The following is a 13,731-nucleotide window of genomic DNA, read 5'->3' as shown; positions in this document are numbered from 1 at the left end:
AATAGTAATGGGTGAAATTATGATTAGAATTTGTGCAATAACGAAAAAAAATGAAGTTTTATATGATGTTTCGCTAGAAGAAACGAAAAAAGAGAACATCATATGGTATTGGCTTGATTTATATAAGCCAACGAAAGAGGAGTATACATATATTTTACAAGATCACTTCAAGTTCCATCCCCTTGCAATTGAAGATTGTGTAGAGTATGTACAGAGACCAAAGGTAGATTTTTATGATGGATATAACTTTTTAGTTCTTCATGCATTCGGAGAAGACGGATTAGAACCGCATGAAATCGATTTATTTATTAGTGATCGATATATAGTCTCTTTCCATTTCTCTCATAATAATGCGATTGAAAGAGTATGGAAAACGCTCGGTGAAAAGAAACGTATTAAGAAGAGTCCTTTGCATGTAGCACATACAATTATTGACCAAATTGTAGATGATTATTTCGCACCTGTTTATTACATCGAAGACCATTTAAATGCAATTGATGATAATTTAACGGGTGAGACAGCAGGAAGTGTGCTAGAAGAAGTATTTGATATTCGTGCAGATTTATCTAAGCTAAGGCGTACGATTATTCCGATGCGTGATTTATTGTATCGTATATTAAATTCAACACGTTTTTACGGTATAAGCGATCATGAAATTTATTTTAAAGATATACATGATCATTTGCTTAAACTGACAGAGATGATTGAAGCGAGCCGTGAATTAACAGCAGATATTCGAGATAGTTACTTTTCGTTGAATTCCCACCATATGAACAATATTATGAAAACATTAACTGTTTTCTCAACTATTTTCATGCCGTTAACATTTATTGCAGGGGTATACGGCATGAACTTCGCACATATGCCAGAGCTTGGCGGGAAGTATAGTTATTTTATTTGCTTAATTTTAATGGCATTAATTGGTGGCGGAATGATGGCTTGGTTTTATAAAAAAGGTTGGTTTAAGTAAAAAAACACCGAGGATTTCCTCGGTGTTTTTTTCTTAGCCAATAGCGTGTAATACGAACATGGCTAAGAATAAGCATGTAATAATATACATGGACGGTGCGACTTCTTTACGCTTTCCAAGTGCAACTTTCAAGATAGGATAAGCAATAAATCCGAACGCAATGCCATCAGCGATACTATATGTGAGCGGGATCATAACGATAATTAAAAACGCTGGAAATCCTTCTGAAAAGTCGTTCAGAGGAATTTGTTGAATGCTTGTAATCATCAGCCCGCCAATAATAATTAAGATTGGTGCAATGGCACTGTCAGGAATTATTTTGACAAACGGAAGCGCAAACAGTGATGCGAAGAATAACAACCCTGTAACGATAGACGTCAGACCTGTCTTTCCGCCTGCAGTAATACCTGCGGCACTCTCTACTGTTGAAACGGTAGGGCTTGTGCCAAATAGACCACATGTCATTGCTGAAATTGCATTTGCTTGGTAAGCACGTGGGAATTTACGATCATCTTCTAATAAACCATGTAAAAGTCCCATGTTCTCAAAAATAAGCACCATGCTTAAGGAGAATGTTGCAATCCAAAATGGCAAGGAAGAAAGTTTCCCAAATGACATAGCTCCAAACACATCGCCATAATTAGCGAATGAAAACGAACTATTTCCCATTTGACTCGTATCAACAAGACCAAACAGCCATGCAATACCAGTTCCAATTGCAATCGTCCATAAAAAGCTTCCACGTACGTTACGCGCAAATAGTACAAGTGCGACAATAAGAGTAAGTAGTGTGGCAAGAACGACAGGACTACTTAATTTTCCCATTGCAACAGCAGTATTAGGATGCGAAACGACTAAACCACCTTTTTGCAAGCCGATGAAAGCTAAAAACAACCCGATACCGACAGTGATCGCTTCCTTTAATGACTTTGGAATCGATACCGAAAGCACGCGAGCAATCGGTGTAAAAGCAGCAATTGCAAAAATAATACCGGCGATAAAAACAGCTGCCAATGCTTCTTGCCAAGTTAAACCGAGCGTATGCACAGCAGTGTACGTGAAGAATGCATTTACACCCATACCAGGGACAAGAATAGCAGGTGCATTTGCCCAAAATGCCATGAGTAGACATCCGACAAATGAACTAAAAACAGTTGCCAAAATTCCTGCCTCAAGAGGAATGCCGGCATCTGATAAGATTGACGCATTTACAATCATAATATAAACAATTGTGAAAAATGACGTGACTCCAGCTAAAACTTCTTGTTTTGGTGATGTTTGGTGTAAGTCTAATTTAAATGTTCTTTCAAGTATTCCTTTCATGTTAAACCTTCTTTTTCATATCCCTCTCCCACCCGTGATATCTCTTATGTAAGAGCTCACCGTCCTTTATTATATCAGAACATCATGTTTTTACAACAACGAAAATGATAACGGTTACTTATAAATGAGTTTATTTATAAATACGTAAAAATTGCCCGGATAGATGAAATGATTTCTAGTTCTCCTGATTGAATGGGCGGAGCTGCTTGCGCATGCAAAGTAGCATATGATGAGATCTCCCGTGGTAATTGGGCAGATTCTTCAACGAGTGAGAGGGGAACAGGATTAATATTTAAATTGTAGGTACTCGCAATTGTACGAGCTTTGTCTACTGCTTGTTGCAGAGCTTGAATGAGAGCTTGCTCATAATATTTATTTGGATGAGATATTCGAAAACGTAATCCTTTTGCTACGTTTGCACCATTTGTAACGGCTATATCATATACTTCCCCTGCTTTTTGCACATTTAAAACGGTAATTTCATACAAATGCTCCACACGGTAGCCTTGTAGTAATGCTTTATCATTTACATATTCGTATTGAGGAGTAATTGTATAAGAAATGGTTTCTATATCTTTATCGGCAATACCTAGCTGTTTGAGTGCATCAAGCAATTGTTTCGATTGCACTGCATTTTCTTCTTGCGCCTGTTTTACATTTTTACTATCTGTTCGAATGCCCAGTGTTAATATGACAACATTTGGTTTTGCCTTTATAATGCCTTCTCCTTGTACAGTAATAGTAGCTTCTTTACCAGTATTCGTCGTACGGATATTATGTAAATACGGATTCATTCCACTTTGCATTTATGCTCACCATCCTTTTTTATATGTATATGTGTGAACAAAAAAGAAAATCTTATGAAAAAAGTTACATAAATGAGAATGTTGAGGGAAGAAAGCATATACAATATAGGTATTTATAGATTATAATATGTGTAAATATGATAAAAAAGGGACGAGGCTAGTGAACGAAAATAGAGAAACACTGATTTTAGATCTATCTGCATCATTTCGAAAGATGATACGTTTATTACAAAATGATATTAATACACGTTTTTCAGAGCATATGCCATATAATGAATTCTCTGTATTACGTGCGTTATTTTTAAAAAGTCCACAGATGGCTTCGCAAATTGCGAGTGAAGTAAACGTAACCTCCAGTCATATTACAGCTGTAACAGATCGTCTCGTGCGAAAAGGGTTTGTTGAAAGAAAACGTTCAAATTCGGACCGTCGTATCGTATACTTAGAAATTACTGAAAACGGACGAGAAGTAACTGAAAAGCTTGAAGCTGTGCGTAAAGAATATTATAAAGAGAAATTTAAAGGTTGGAGCGACCAAGAGATAGAAATGGTTTTAGAACTATTTGGCCGCGTATTATAATAAATGAGGATAGGAAGCGAGAGCTTTCCTATCCTTTTTCTTTTGAATAAAAATATTTTGAAACTCCGATACTTTAATTAAACAGATCGGAGGAAAGATTATGAAATATATTGCTGCACTTACCATTTTACTTGGAAGTTTCTTCTGCTTTCATACATTCATGTACGCCGATACCCCTATCCAAGTGGTGCAAAAAGAAGTGAAGTACATTGAGAATGAGAATACCGTCTTGTATTCGAAATTATGGGTTCGTTCTATGCAAAACGCAGTATTATTTCATCATAGCGATAATGTTCGTAATCAGGACACTTTGCGTAATGTAACAAGTTCATCGCTCGTTAAAGCGAAGCAATTACCATTTAAGAAAGCATCAATGTACATTCCAAGATTATCGCAATACGTATCAAAAGCAGGGAAAGAAAATATTCAAGTGCACTACATTGCGGTGCACTATAATGTGAAAAAAGAAAATGCGTATCAATTAAATGGCATGAACTATTTTCTGCAAGTATTTGTGAAAGAGCGCGGCGAATGGAAAATTGCTGAAAGTGTAGTCGCGCCGACAGAGCAAATTGTGCAAAACGGTGATGGGTTTGGGATGAAAGAAGAGATGGTGTATGGGGATAGGAGAGAGAATGTAAAATAACCTCCTCTTAGTGAGGAGGTTATTTTATTTGAAATTCCAAGAGACCTTCAATCTCAATATTTTAGATAGAAGAAAATAGCTAATTATGCTTGTTCCGAACAAACCAATGTAAAAATTAAGCAACGAATGGGTCCCACCAATTATTAAACCACCGCTAATTCCAATACAGAAAATAGCGCAGACCATAAATGTTTTTTGAAGCTTTGGATATAGTAAGAAACTACCATTCCGCTCATTGACTGAACGAACATATAAATATATACCGAGTGGTAATAAAATAATTATATTTACAATAGGTCCAATCAATGTTTTTACTGAAGGAATTTTTGTAAAGTTTGGTTCATTATGACGCACTCCATCAGGATCGGTATAGGCATTTTGCGGATTATAATCAAATCTAATATGAAAATCTTCTGCTGGACCTGAAATGCGTATGTTTTCCATAACACGATGCATATTGCCATTGTCCTCATGAAAGTCAGTATTCGAGTGAACAGCGATGACTGCTGAGATAAGGGATGGAAATAACAATGGAAACATGAATATAGCTGCAGTGAGAAGTCCCTGCGAGAGAATATTCCCAGTAATTGTTCCTATACATAAAGCAAGTGTATAAATAGCAATTAATACAATTAACATGTATATAAAATAAGAATGAAATGGGGAAAATACTTGATACTTATTATGAAAAGTTGTTTTTTTCATAATGGCGAATAGTCCCCAGTTTAATACGATGATTGCTGCAATGTTGCAGATTCCAAACAACCACTTTGTTATATAGAGGTGTGAACGTTTAAAGGGCATAGACCACAACAAGTCACTAGAGTTATTTTGTCTTTCCCATCCGATTAATGTGCAGGCTAGAACGATAAGTACACTACCTAATAATATGACAGGGTCTATAAGTGTTAAATCAAAGTGGTAATGATATACATAGTTCCACTGTTTATTTTCTTTTAGAAAGTATAGCTGTTGAATAGAAGCCATATAGTATTTATATGATAAAGTATAGAAGCTAACGAACCAAAACAACCACACAACATATTTACTTTGTTGATATGTTCTTAGCCATAGTGCTTTTTGAAACATAGGCCCCCTCCTTTAAAAAACTTTATAATTTGTTAGACGTGATAGTACAACATAAGTAATGATTCCAGCGAGAAGCAAACTGATGTAATAGTTAAGTAAGAAATTAAATTGATTTATTTTATAGCCACCTAGTAATGCAAAATAAATGGTTGTCCCCCATATCCATATTCGTAAATGTTTTTGGAAAATAAATATCTTTTGACTATTTTCATTTGGAGAACGTTTGTATAAATATGTGCCAAGTATTAAGTAAAATATTGTATAGAAAATAGGGACTAACATGGATTTAGCCGAATAGTACCTATAAGATGCTGGATCTCTTAAAGTGGTTGAATCGTTTTCTTTTTCACGTGATTTTGGATCATAATCGTAATAAATAGAAAAATTATATATTGGTGCAACTATATTTGTTTTATTATTTATTTCAGAAAGACTTTCATATAAGGAAGAATTTCTATTATTCTGAGCATCTAAATGATTTATTGTAAAATTGTATAGTAATGAAATAAATGTAAGACCCATTAGTAACCAAGGAATACAAAAAACGATTTGTGAAACAACGCTTCCAGTAAAGGCACCAATACATAATGCAGCTGTATATACTGCAACATATGAAACAATTGCATAAAGAAAGTATCGATGAAATGGTTCGAATGATTGATAATCCAAATGAATTGTTGTTCTATAAATAAAGTACATAACAATCCAGTTTACAAGAAGAGACCCCACAATCCAGAATGAACCGAAAGCCCATTTAGATAAGAAAACATCTTTTCTTTTAAATGGCATTGTCATAAGTAGTGCATTAGACTGGTTGCTACGTTCCCATCCTATTAATAGACAAGCAATAGAAATAATAAGAATAGTTATCGAAAAACTATTACCTGTATTTGACGAAAAAACATAATCATAATAGAACGTTCCCTTTTCATGTAATTTATAATAATTAGCAAGTTGTTGCTGAGCTGCTTTATAGTATCCGAAAGATAGAAGATAAAGAGTATAAAAGAAGAACAGTAGTACAGTATATTTCCCGCGTTTCCAATTCCACATCCACAACGCCTTATGAAACATACCCATCCTCCTCAAGTGTCGTAACGAAGACATCTTCAAGTGACATTGATAATTCTTCAATGAGTATTGGTTGCTCTTTATAAAACTTCTCCAGTGTTGTAGCCACATTTTCCTCAATTAAGATTGTATATACTTTTCCTGTTTGGTTTAATATTTTAATATTGCTTAAGTTTTCTAGTTTTTGAGGTAATGAACGTTCATAAGCAACTTGTATTTTGGCAAATCGTGATTTTGCATCATCTAGTGATGTAATAGAATCTACTGTATGTCCTTTTAAAATAATGATTGTATCGGCAATTTTTTCAACTTCATCTAAATGGTGAGTGGAGATGAAAATTGTAATTTCTTTTTCTGCCACTTCTTCAACGAGAAATTGTAGAATCTGTCTTTTGACGATAGGATCAAGTCCGTTTGTCGGTTCATCTAAAATGACATATTCTGCTTTTGCAGCGAAAGCTAAAATGATCGCAAGCAGTGCTTTCATTCCTTTTGAGTAACTACGAATACGTTTGTTTGGTAAATTAAAACGTTCTAATATTTCATAAAAATATTGTTCATCAAATGCTGTATAAACCGCTTTATAAAACTTTACGATTTCTTTTACTGTATATCCGTTCAGTATGTTAGTAGAGTCTGGAACGTATACAACTTTTTGTTTAATTTCAGGATGCATATGAACATCTGTATTCTCATATGTAACAGTTCCTTCATCGGGGTCTAAAATGCCGACCATCGTTCGTAATAAAGTTGTTTTCCCCGCACCGTTTCTTCCGAGCAATCCGACGATACTACCTTTTTGTAATGTGAAAGAAACATCGTCTAAAATCGTTTGGTTATCAATTGTTTTCTTCAAGTTTGTCACTTTCAACATCTGTATTTCCTCCAATCTCTTTATAGTATGAATCTATCCAATCGTGAATTTTATCTTTCGTAATCCCAAGATAAGAGGCTTCTAGTAATAATTGATGAAATTGCTTTTCAACCATAGCGATTTTCCTTTCGTCTAATGTTGGGGTAATCGATTGGGCTACAAATGTTCCTTTTCCTCGTAATGTTTCAATAATCCCTTGTCGCTCTAATTCTTGATAAGCTTTACTTACTGTATTTGGATTTATAACGAGCAAAGAAGCAAGCTCGCGTACAGAAGGAAGTTTATCACTTGGAGCTAACATATTTTTTAGTACGAGCTCTTTTATATTTTGAACAATTTGTTCCCATATCGGAGTGTTGCTTCTTGGATCAAGTTGAATATGCAAGAGCAATGTCTCCTTCCTGATGAGTATTAAGTGTACTACTACGTGTAATACACTTAATACAATATAGGCAAGGAATTTATTTGTCAACTGAAAATAATAGAAAAATATGGTATTAAAAATGTATAAATTGGAAAAAATAAGTTTGATATAGAATGGAGGGTTAGTCATGAAGCGAGTTTTTGGAATACTTGTTTGTTTCATGTTATTGCTTTCTGGTACTTCAGTTAGTTTCGCACAATCTGAGAAAACGAAGCAGGAAAAAACAGAAGAAACCACGCCGAAGTTAGCGGAACAAGCGTCGTCAGCGATCGTAATTGAGCAAGATACAGGTAAAGTTTTGTTTGATAAAAATCCGAATGAAAAGTTACCACCTGCTAGTATGACAAAGATTATGACAATGCTATTAATTATGGAACAAGTTGAAAAAGGAAAACTAAAACTAAACGATAAAGTTAGAGCGAGTGAACACGCAGCTTCAATGGGCGGATCACAAATTTTTCTAGAACCTGGGGAAGAGATGACTGTAAATGAAATGTTAAAGGGCATTGCAATTGCATCTGGAAATGATGCATCGGTTGCAGTAGCTGAGCATATCGCTGGTTCAGAAGAAGGTTTCGTAAATATGATGAACAAAAAAGCGAAAGATCTAGGATTGAAAAATACACATTTTCAAAATCCGACAGGTCTTCCAGCGAAAGATCATTATTCTACAGCGAATGATATGGCTATTATGGCGAAAGAGTTGATGAAGTATCCACTTATTCGAAAATACACAGGTAAATATGAAGACTATTTACGTGAAAATACGGATAAGAAGTTTTGGCTTGTTAATACGAATAAGCTAGTACGTTTTTATCCTGGAGTAGATGGAGTGAAAACAGGCTTTACGACAGAAGCGAAATATTGTTTAACGGCATCGGCTGAGAAAAATGGTATGCGTGTTATTTCAGTTGTAATGGGAGCACCTACATCAAAAGAGCGGAACAATCAAGTAACGAAGCTTCTTGATTATGCATTTGGACAATACATGACAAAGAAATTATATACACGTGGTGAGAAAATTAAGACTGTACAAGTAGGAAAAGGTAAGGAAGAAAAAGTAGATTTAGTTGCGTCAGACAATGTGTCTCTTCTTATGAAGAAGGGCGAAAATATGGACAAAGTTAAACAAGAAGTGATTGCTGAAAAGAAAGTGAAGGCACCGATTAAAAAAGGTGATGCACTTGGCACACTTGTTATTAAAAGAGATAAAGATGTTTTATTAAAACAAACAATTGTAGCGAAAGAAGATGTTGAGGCAGCGAGCTGGTGGGAGTTATTTAAAAGAAGTTTTGGGATGTTTTCAACATCAAAATAGCGGCGGGAATTTTGATGTTTTTCTGTTCGTATTTACTGAAATAATTGCTGAAAGGTTTCACTTTATGACGAAATAGTTCTTCTTTTGTCAGTAGGAAGGATTCTGATTTTATATCACGAAAATCTTATGTTAATGAGTAAAGTTTGAGCATAAGGAGGAAATCGTGTGAGTCTTTCCATGCATTTAGAAGTAAAACGTGACGTCTTATGTGTGAGGCTAGAGGGCGAGTTAGATCATCATACTGCTGAAGAGTTGCGAACGAAAGTCACAGATATGATTGAGACACATGGTGTTCATCATATTATTTTGAGCCTAGAGAACTTAACATTTATGGATAGTTCTGGTTTAGGCGTTATATTAGGCCGATATAAACATGTAAAGGGATTAGGTGGAGAGATGGTTGTCTGTGCAATTTCACCGCCCGTTAAACGTTTATTTGAAATGTCAGGTCTATTCAAAATTGTTCGTTTAGAAGAAAGTGAAGCGCATGCGCTCGCGACGTTGGGGGTGGCGTAGATGAGAAATGAAATGAACCTTCAATTTTCAGCGTTAAGTCAGAATGAATCATTCGCTCGTGTTACGGTAGCTGCTTTTATTGCGCAATTAGACCCGACGATGGAAGAACTAACAGAGATTAAAACAGTTGTGTCAGAAGCGGTTACAAATGCAATTATTCATGGGTATGAAGGAAATGCAGAAGGTGTTGTTTATATTTCAGTGATTTTGGAAGAAGCGATGGTGAAACTCACGATTCGAGATGAAGGGATTGGTATCTTTAACTTAGATGAAGCAAGACAACCCCTTTTTACAACTAAACCTGAATTAGAGCGTTCCGGAATGGGATTTACTATCATGGAAAATTTTATGGATGAAGTAGAAGTTATTTCAAACGAATCTTTCGGGACAACAATCCATTTGACAAAATACTTATCAAATAGTAACGCTCTATGCAATTAAGGAGAATAGCCAATGGACATAGAGGTCAGAAATGAGAAGAAGAAACCTCAGTTAAAGGACCACGAGCTAAAAGCGTTAATTCAAAAAAGTCAAGATGGAGATCAACAAGCGAGAGATACAATCGTTCAAAGTAATATGCGTCTCGTATGGTCGGTTGTACAGCGATTTCTTAATCGAGGATACGAACCAGACGATTTATTTCAAATTGGATGTATTGGACTCTTAAAATCGGTAGATAAATTTGATTTATCTTTCGACGTGAAATTTTCAACATATGCAGTTCCAATGATTATCGGTGAAATACAACGATTTTTACGTGACGATGGATCAGTGAAAGTAAGTAGATCTTTAAAAGAAACAGGAAACAAAGTCCGAAAGATGAGAGACGAGCTTTCGAAAGAATTTGGAAGGGCTCCAACGATTAATGAGGTAGCACAGGCTCTTGAACTAACGCCGGAAGAAGTTGTTCTGGCGCAAGAAGCGAGTCGTGCTCCTTCGTCGATACATGAAACTGTGTATGAAAACGACGGAGATCCAATTACTATTTTAGATCAAATTGCAGATCAATCGGAAACGAAATGGTTTGATAAAATTGCTTTAAAAGAAGCAATTAGAGAATTGGATGAACGAGAAAGGCTAATTGTGTATTTGCGCTATTATAAAGACCAAACCCAATCAGAAGTAGCGGAGCGAATAGGCATTTCGCAAGTACAAGTTTCAAGACTTGAAAAGAAAATATTAAAACAGATGAAAGATCGAATAGATGAATAGCTATCTATTCGATTTTTTTGTTGTAACGTATGGTTGGTCGATAGCGGCAGCATTCCTTCTAGTCGCGTTAGTTATTGGTCTGAAAAAATGGAATGCACAAATACATTCAGACTCTGTCCAGCTTGAAAAAGAATGGAAGGACCGAGGTGTTTCATGATGAGTGGATCAGCGATTATGATGATGGTTATAGGTATGGTAGTCATTTGGGGAGGACTTGCATTAAGTATTGCAAATTTATTTAAGAAAAAGGCATAAGCTAAAAACATCTGTCCCGAAATGGTACAGATGTTTTTTTATGAAAAAATTGTATTAGAAAAAATTCCAATAACCATACTACAACTACGAGGAAGAGTGAAGGGGTGAATGAAAATTGGAACAAACGATTTATATTAAAATGCGCAATCGCTTAAAAGTGTCTCCTACGTATGAAGTAAAGCTGAGCGATGTTGCTCAACTTGCCGGAGATTCTTTTGTAGTTGAGTTGTTACAAAATGAAATAGTCTACAAAATAACAGCGCATGATAAAACACATGTTGTAATTGATGTTATGAAAGTGATTGAGATTATTCAACAAAAAGCGGCTCACATACAAATTAATTTACTTGGTTCTGGACAAACTCTTGTTGAAATTATATACGAAAAAAAGAAAGTGCATCCGGTTTTCTTCGGACTTGTATGGTTGTTACTTTTCATTGGAGCGGCCCTTGCAATAATTTATTTCCATGAGGATGTAAGTATGCAACAAGTACACCAACGGTTATATTACATGATTACTGGAGAATTTAAGGCGCAACCACTTTTATTTCAAATTCCTTATTCATTAGGTCTTGGATTAGGTATGGTCTTATTTTTTAATCATGTATTTCAAAAGAGAATTAATGAAGAGCCGAGCCCGTTAGAAGTTGAGATGTTTCAATATCAGCAGTCGCTTGATCAATATGTAATTGTTCATGAAAACAAGGATAATATGAAACAGATTGCTGATGATTGAGTGTGCATTTGTTGTATTAATTGGCTTAGCTGGAGGGATTGCAGTAGGTAGCGGATATGTCGCGTTTTTAGCTGTACTTGGTATAATCCCTCGTTTAGCTCAATTAACGAGAAGTGGAAAGCATATTCAATACTTTGAGTGGGCGGTCATTGCAGGTACTTTAACAGGGGCTTGGTGTAGTTTGAAAAATATTACATTTCAAACGTCACAATATTGGCTTGTTATATTAGGGATATTTTGTGGCACATTCATTGGAATGCTCGCTGCGGCGTTAACGGAAGTGTTAAACGTTTTACCTATTTTAGCGAAACGAGTAAGGGTAGAGGAGAAAATTATTGTTTTACTCGTTGCTCTTGTACTTGGGAAAGTAATAGGCTCGTTGTTTCACTGGATTTATTTCGTAAAGTAGGAGGCAATATATATGGCAGGGCGAAAATTGAAGGACGATTACATAAATAAAGTGAAGGAGTACCATCCAAAACCGAACTATTTCATAAATTGTGTGAAGGCATTTCTTGTTGGTGGACTCATTTGTACGGTTGGAGAAGTGTTGATGAAATTTTATATACATTACTTTCACTTTAGTGAGAAAGAGGCAGGAAACCCTACAGTTGCAACTCTTGTTTTACTATCAGCGATTTTAACAGGGTGTGGTGTATATGATAAAATCGGGCAGTTTTCTGGAGCGGGATCAGCAGTACCAGTTACTGGATTTGCGAATTCTATGGCGAGTGCCGCACTAGAGCATAGGAGTGAAGGGATTGTTCTAGGAATCGCTACTAACATGTTTAAGCTTGCAGGAAGTGTCATTGTATTTGGAGTCGTCGGTGCATACATTATCGGGTTAATAAGATATACATTTCAAATTTTAATGTCTTAAAGGAGGGGTGGGTATGAGATTGACAGGAAAACAAACGTGGGTATTTCAAAATGATATCTTCGTGAATGCAACTGGTACTGCTGTCGGTCCGAAAGAAGCTGAAGGCCCTCTTGGAAAGGATTTTGATATTTCATATTCTGACTTACATTGCGGAGAGGAAAACTGGGAACTTGCTGAACGAAGGTTAATGTCAGACTCAATTCAACAAGCGATGCAAAAAGGGAATATAAAAAAATCGCAAATTGATTTCTTTTTAGCGGGAGATTTATTAAACCAAACAGTGACAGCAAATTATGTTGCTCGTGAGTATGGTATTCCTTTTTTAGGGATGTTCAGCGCTTGTGCGACGTCAATGGAAACTTTGGCGATTGGATCAGCTTTTATAGATGGTGGATTTGCGAATCGTATTTTAGCTACAGTAAGTAGTCATAATGCGACGGCTGAAAGACAATTTCGTTCCCCAACAGAATACGGAGGACAAAAGCCAGGGACAGCAAACTCAACTGTTACCGGAGCAGGGTCAATATTAATTAGCAATGAGGAGAGTGCAATTAAAATAACAGCAGCAACAATTGGTAAAGTGCAAGATTTAGGAATTGCTAATCCTTTAGATATGGGATCAGCGATGGCACCAGCTGCTGCTCATACAATTCAACAACATTTTGAAGATTTGAGAAGAAGTGCAGCTGATTATGATCTTATTGTTACTGGTGATTTATCGGCTGTTGGGACACCAATTGCGAAACAACTTTTACTTGAGGAAGGGTATGATTTGGGGAATGTATACAATGATTGTGGATTAATGATTTACAATTCAAATCAAGAAGAAGTGTTTGCAGGGGGCAGTGGTTGTGCTTGTTCAGCTGTTGTAACATACGGCCATTTATTGAGTGAAATGCAAAAAGGGAATTTACAAAGAATTTTTGTTGTTGCAACTGGAGCTCTATTAAGCCCCATGATGATACAACAGAAGGAAACGATTCCAACGATTGCGCATGGTGTTGTGTTTGAAAGCGTTAAAGGAGAGTGAA

At 35.8% G+C, this 13,731-nt stretch carries 19 protein-coding genes; 13 read left to right on the top strand and 6 right to left on the bottom strand.

Annotation, left to right across the window (positions count from 1 at the left end; translation table 11 throughout):
- Positions 1–7 precede the first annotated feature (7 nt).
- Positions 8–970 (top strand): magnesium/cobalt transporter CorA, encoded by a 963-nt coding sequence (gene corA, locus NSQ69_RS20140; RefSeq protein ID WP_002067031.1) that lies wholly within the window; start codon positions 8–10, stop codon positions 968–970.
- Positions 971–1,003: 33 nt separating this feature from the next.
- Here corA and NSQ69_RS20135 read toward each other — a convergent pair whose 3' ends face one another.
- The gene (locus NSQ69_RS20135) at positions 1,004–2,293 is read right to left on the bottom strand and encodes an NCS2 family permease (RefSeq protein ID WP_002033892.1); all 1,290 of its coding nucleotides are present in this window, start codon (positions 2,291–2,293) and stop codon (positions 1,004–1,006) included.
- Between the two features lie 134 nt (positions 2,294–2,427).
- Entirely contained in the window at positions 2,428–3,099 is a 672-nt protein-coding gene (locus NSQ69_RS20130) for an SIMPL domain-containing protein (protein WP_002033894.1), read from the bottom strand.
- A gap of 160 nt (positions 3,100–3,259) precedes the next feature.
- On the opposite strand from NSQ69_RS20130, the gene NSQ69_RS20125 reads away from it, so the two are divergent.
- On the top strand, positions 3,260–3,679 hold the full coding sequence (locus NSQ69_RS20125; protein WP_002088468.1) for a MarR family winged helix-turn-helix transcriptional regulator: 420 nt from the start codon (positions 3,260–3,262) through the stop codon (positions 3,677–3,679).
- 100 nt (positions 3,680–3,779) lie between these two features.
- A complete protein-coding gene (locus NSQ69_RS20120; RefSeq protein WP_002167720.1) occupies positions 3,780–4,325 on the top strand; it encodes a hypothetical protein in 546 nt (181 codons plus the stop codon).
- A gap of 24 nt (positions 4,326–4,349) precedes the next feature.
- On the opposite strand, the gene NSQ69_RS20115 is transcribed toward NSQ69_RS20120, so the two are convergent.
- Genes NSQ69_RS20115 through NSQ69_RS20100 form a run of 4 tightly spaced genes read right to left on the bottom strand, consistent with a single transcriptional unit; the run spans position 4,350 to position 7,744 of the window.
- Entirely contained in the window at positions 4,350–5,414 is a 1,065-nt protein-coding gene (locus tag NSQ69_RS20115; protein ID WP_002128960.1) for an ABC transporter permease subunit, read from the bottom strand.
- A gap of 12 nt (positions 5,415–5,426) precedes the next feature.
- Positions 5,427–6,488: an ABC transporter permease subunit gene (locus NSQ69_RS20110; protein WP_341099624.1), complete on the bottom strand. Its 1,062-nt coding sequence runs from the start codon at positions 6,486–6,488 to the stop codon at positions 5,427–5,429.
- On the bottom strand, positions 6,478–7,359 hold the full coding sequence (locus NSQ69_RS20105; RefSeq protein ID WP_002128958.1) for an ABC transporter ATP-binding protein: 882 nt from the start codon (positions 7,357–7,359) through the stop codon (positions 6,478–6,480). Before NSQ69_RS20105 ends, NSQ69_RS20110 begins: the two co-directional genes overlap by 11 nt.
- Positions 7,325–7,744 (bottom strand): GntR family transcriptional regulator, encoded by a 420-nt coding sequence (locus NSQ69_RS20100; protein ID WP_002033900.1) that lies wholly within the window; start codon positions 7,742–7,744, stop codon positions 7,325–7,327. Before NSQ69_RS20100 ends, NSQ69_RS20105 begins: the two co-directional genes overlap by 35 nt.
- A gap of 166 nt (positions 7,745–7,910) precedes the next feature.
- Between NSQ69_RS20100 and dacF the strand changes: the two genes are divergently transcribed.
- The 10 genes from dacF to spoVAD all read left to right on the top strand — a co-directional run bounded on the left by dacF (position 7,911) and on the right by spoVAD (position 13,730).
- Positions 7,911–9,101 carry a serine-type D-Ala-D-Ala carboxypeptidase DacF gene (gene dacF / locus NSQ69_RS20095; protein WP_002088461.1) on the top strand — a complete coding sequence of 397 codons (1,191 nt, stop codon included), beginning with the start codon at positions 7,911–7,913 and terminating at the stop codon, positions 9,099–9,101.
- 165 nt (positions 9,102–9,266) lie between these two features.
- Positions 9,267–9,617, top strand: a complete 351-nt coding sequence (gene spoIIAA, locus NSQ69_RS20090; RefSeq protein WP_002128957.1) for an anti-sigma F factor antagonist — start codon at positions 9,267–9,269, stop codon at positions 9,615–9,617.
- On the top strand, positions 9,618–10,058 hold the full coding sequence (spoIIAB, locus tag NSQ69_RS20085) for an anti-sigma F factor (protein WP_001243400.1): 441 nt from the start codon (positions 9,618–9,620) through the stop codon (positions 10,056–10,058). It abuts the gene before it with no gap.
- Positions 10,059–10,070: 12 nt separating this feature from the next.
- Complete coding sequence (gene sigF, locus NSQ69_RS20080) at positions 10,071–10,829, top strand: RNA polymerase sporulation sigma factor SigF (protein ID WP_002014922.1); 759 nt, start codon at positions 10,071–10,073, stop codon at positions 10,827–10,829.
- The gene (locus NSQ69_RS20075; protein ID WP_165758152.1) at positions 10,822–10,986 is read left to right on the top strand and encodes a hypothetical protein; all 165 of its coding nucleotides are present in this window, start codon (positions 10,822–10,824) and stop codon (positions 10,984–10,986) included. Before sigF ends, NSQ69_RS20075 begins: the two co-directional genes overlap by 8 nt.
- Complete coding sequence (locus NSQ69_RS20070) at positions 10,983–11,084, top strand: methionine/alanine import family NSS transporter small subunit (protein ID WP_002094424.1); 102 nt, start codon at positions 10,983–10,985, stop codon at positions 11,082–11,084. Before NSQ69_RS20075 ends, NSQ69_RS20070 begins: the two co-directional genes overlap by 4 nt.
- Before the next feature lie 115 nt (positions 11,085–11,199).
- A complete protein-coding gene (locus NSQ69_RS20065; RefSeq protein WP_002067040.1) occupies positions 11,200–11,820 on the top strand; it encodes a stage V sporulation protein AA in 621 nt (206 codons plus the stop codon).
- Positions 11,813–12,229, top strand: coding sequence for a stage V sporulation protein SpoVAB (gene spoVAB, locus NSQ69_RS20060; protein ID WP_016092269.1), 417 nt, complete (start codon positions 11,813–11,815; stop codon positions 12,227–12,229). The genes NSQ69_RS20065 and spoVAB overlap by 8 nt, the downstream gene beginning before the upstream one ends.
- A 12-nt stretch (positions 12,230–12,241) precedes the next feature.
- Complete coding sequence (spoVAC, locus tag NSQ69_RS20055; RefSeq protein ID WP_002128953.1) at positions 12,242–12,700, top strand: stage V sporulation protein AC; 459 nt, start codon at positions 12,242–12,244, stop codon at positions 12,698–12,700.
- 13 nt (positions 12,701–12,713) lie between these two features.
- A complete protein-coding gene (gene spoVAD, locus NSQ69_RS20050; protein WP_002128952.1) occupies positions 12,714–13,730 on the top strand; it encodes a stage V sporulation protein AD in 1,017 nt (338 codons plus the stop codon).
- Position 13,731 lies beyond the last annotated feature (1 nt).

It is taken from the genome of Bacillus sp. FSL R10-2201, assembly GCF_038008665.1.
GTDB classification, from domain to species: domain Bacteria; phylum Bacillota; class Bacilli; order Bacillales; family Bacillaceae_G; genus Bacillus_A; species Bacillus_A mycoides.
This window is presented reverse-complemented; position numbering and strand designations above follow the sequence as displayed.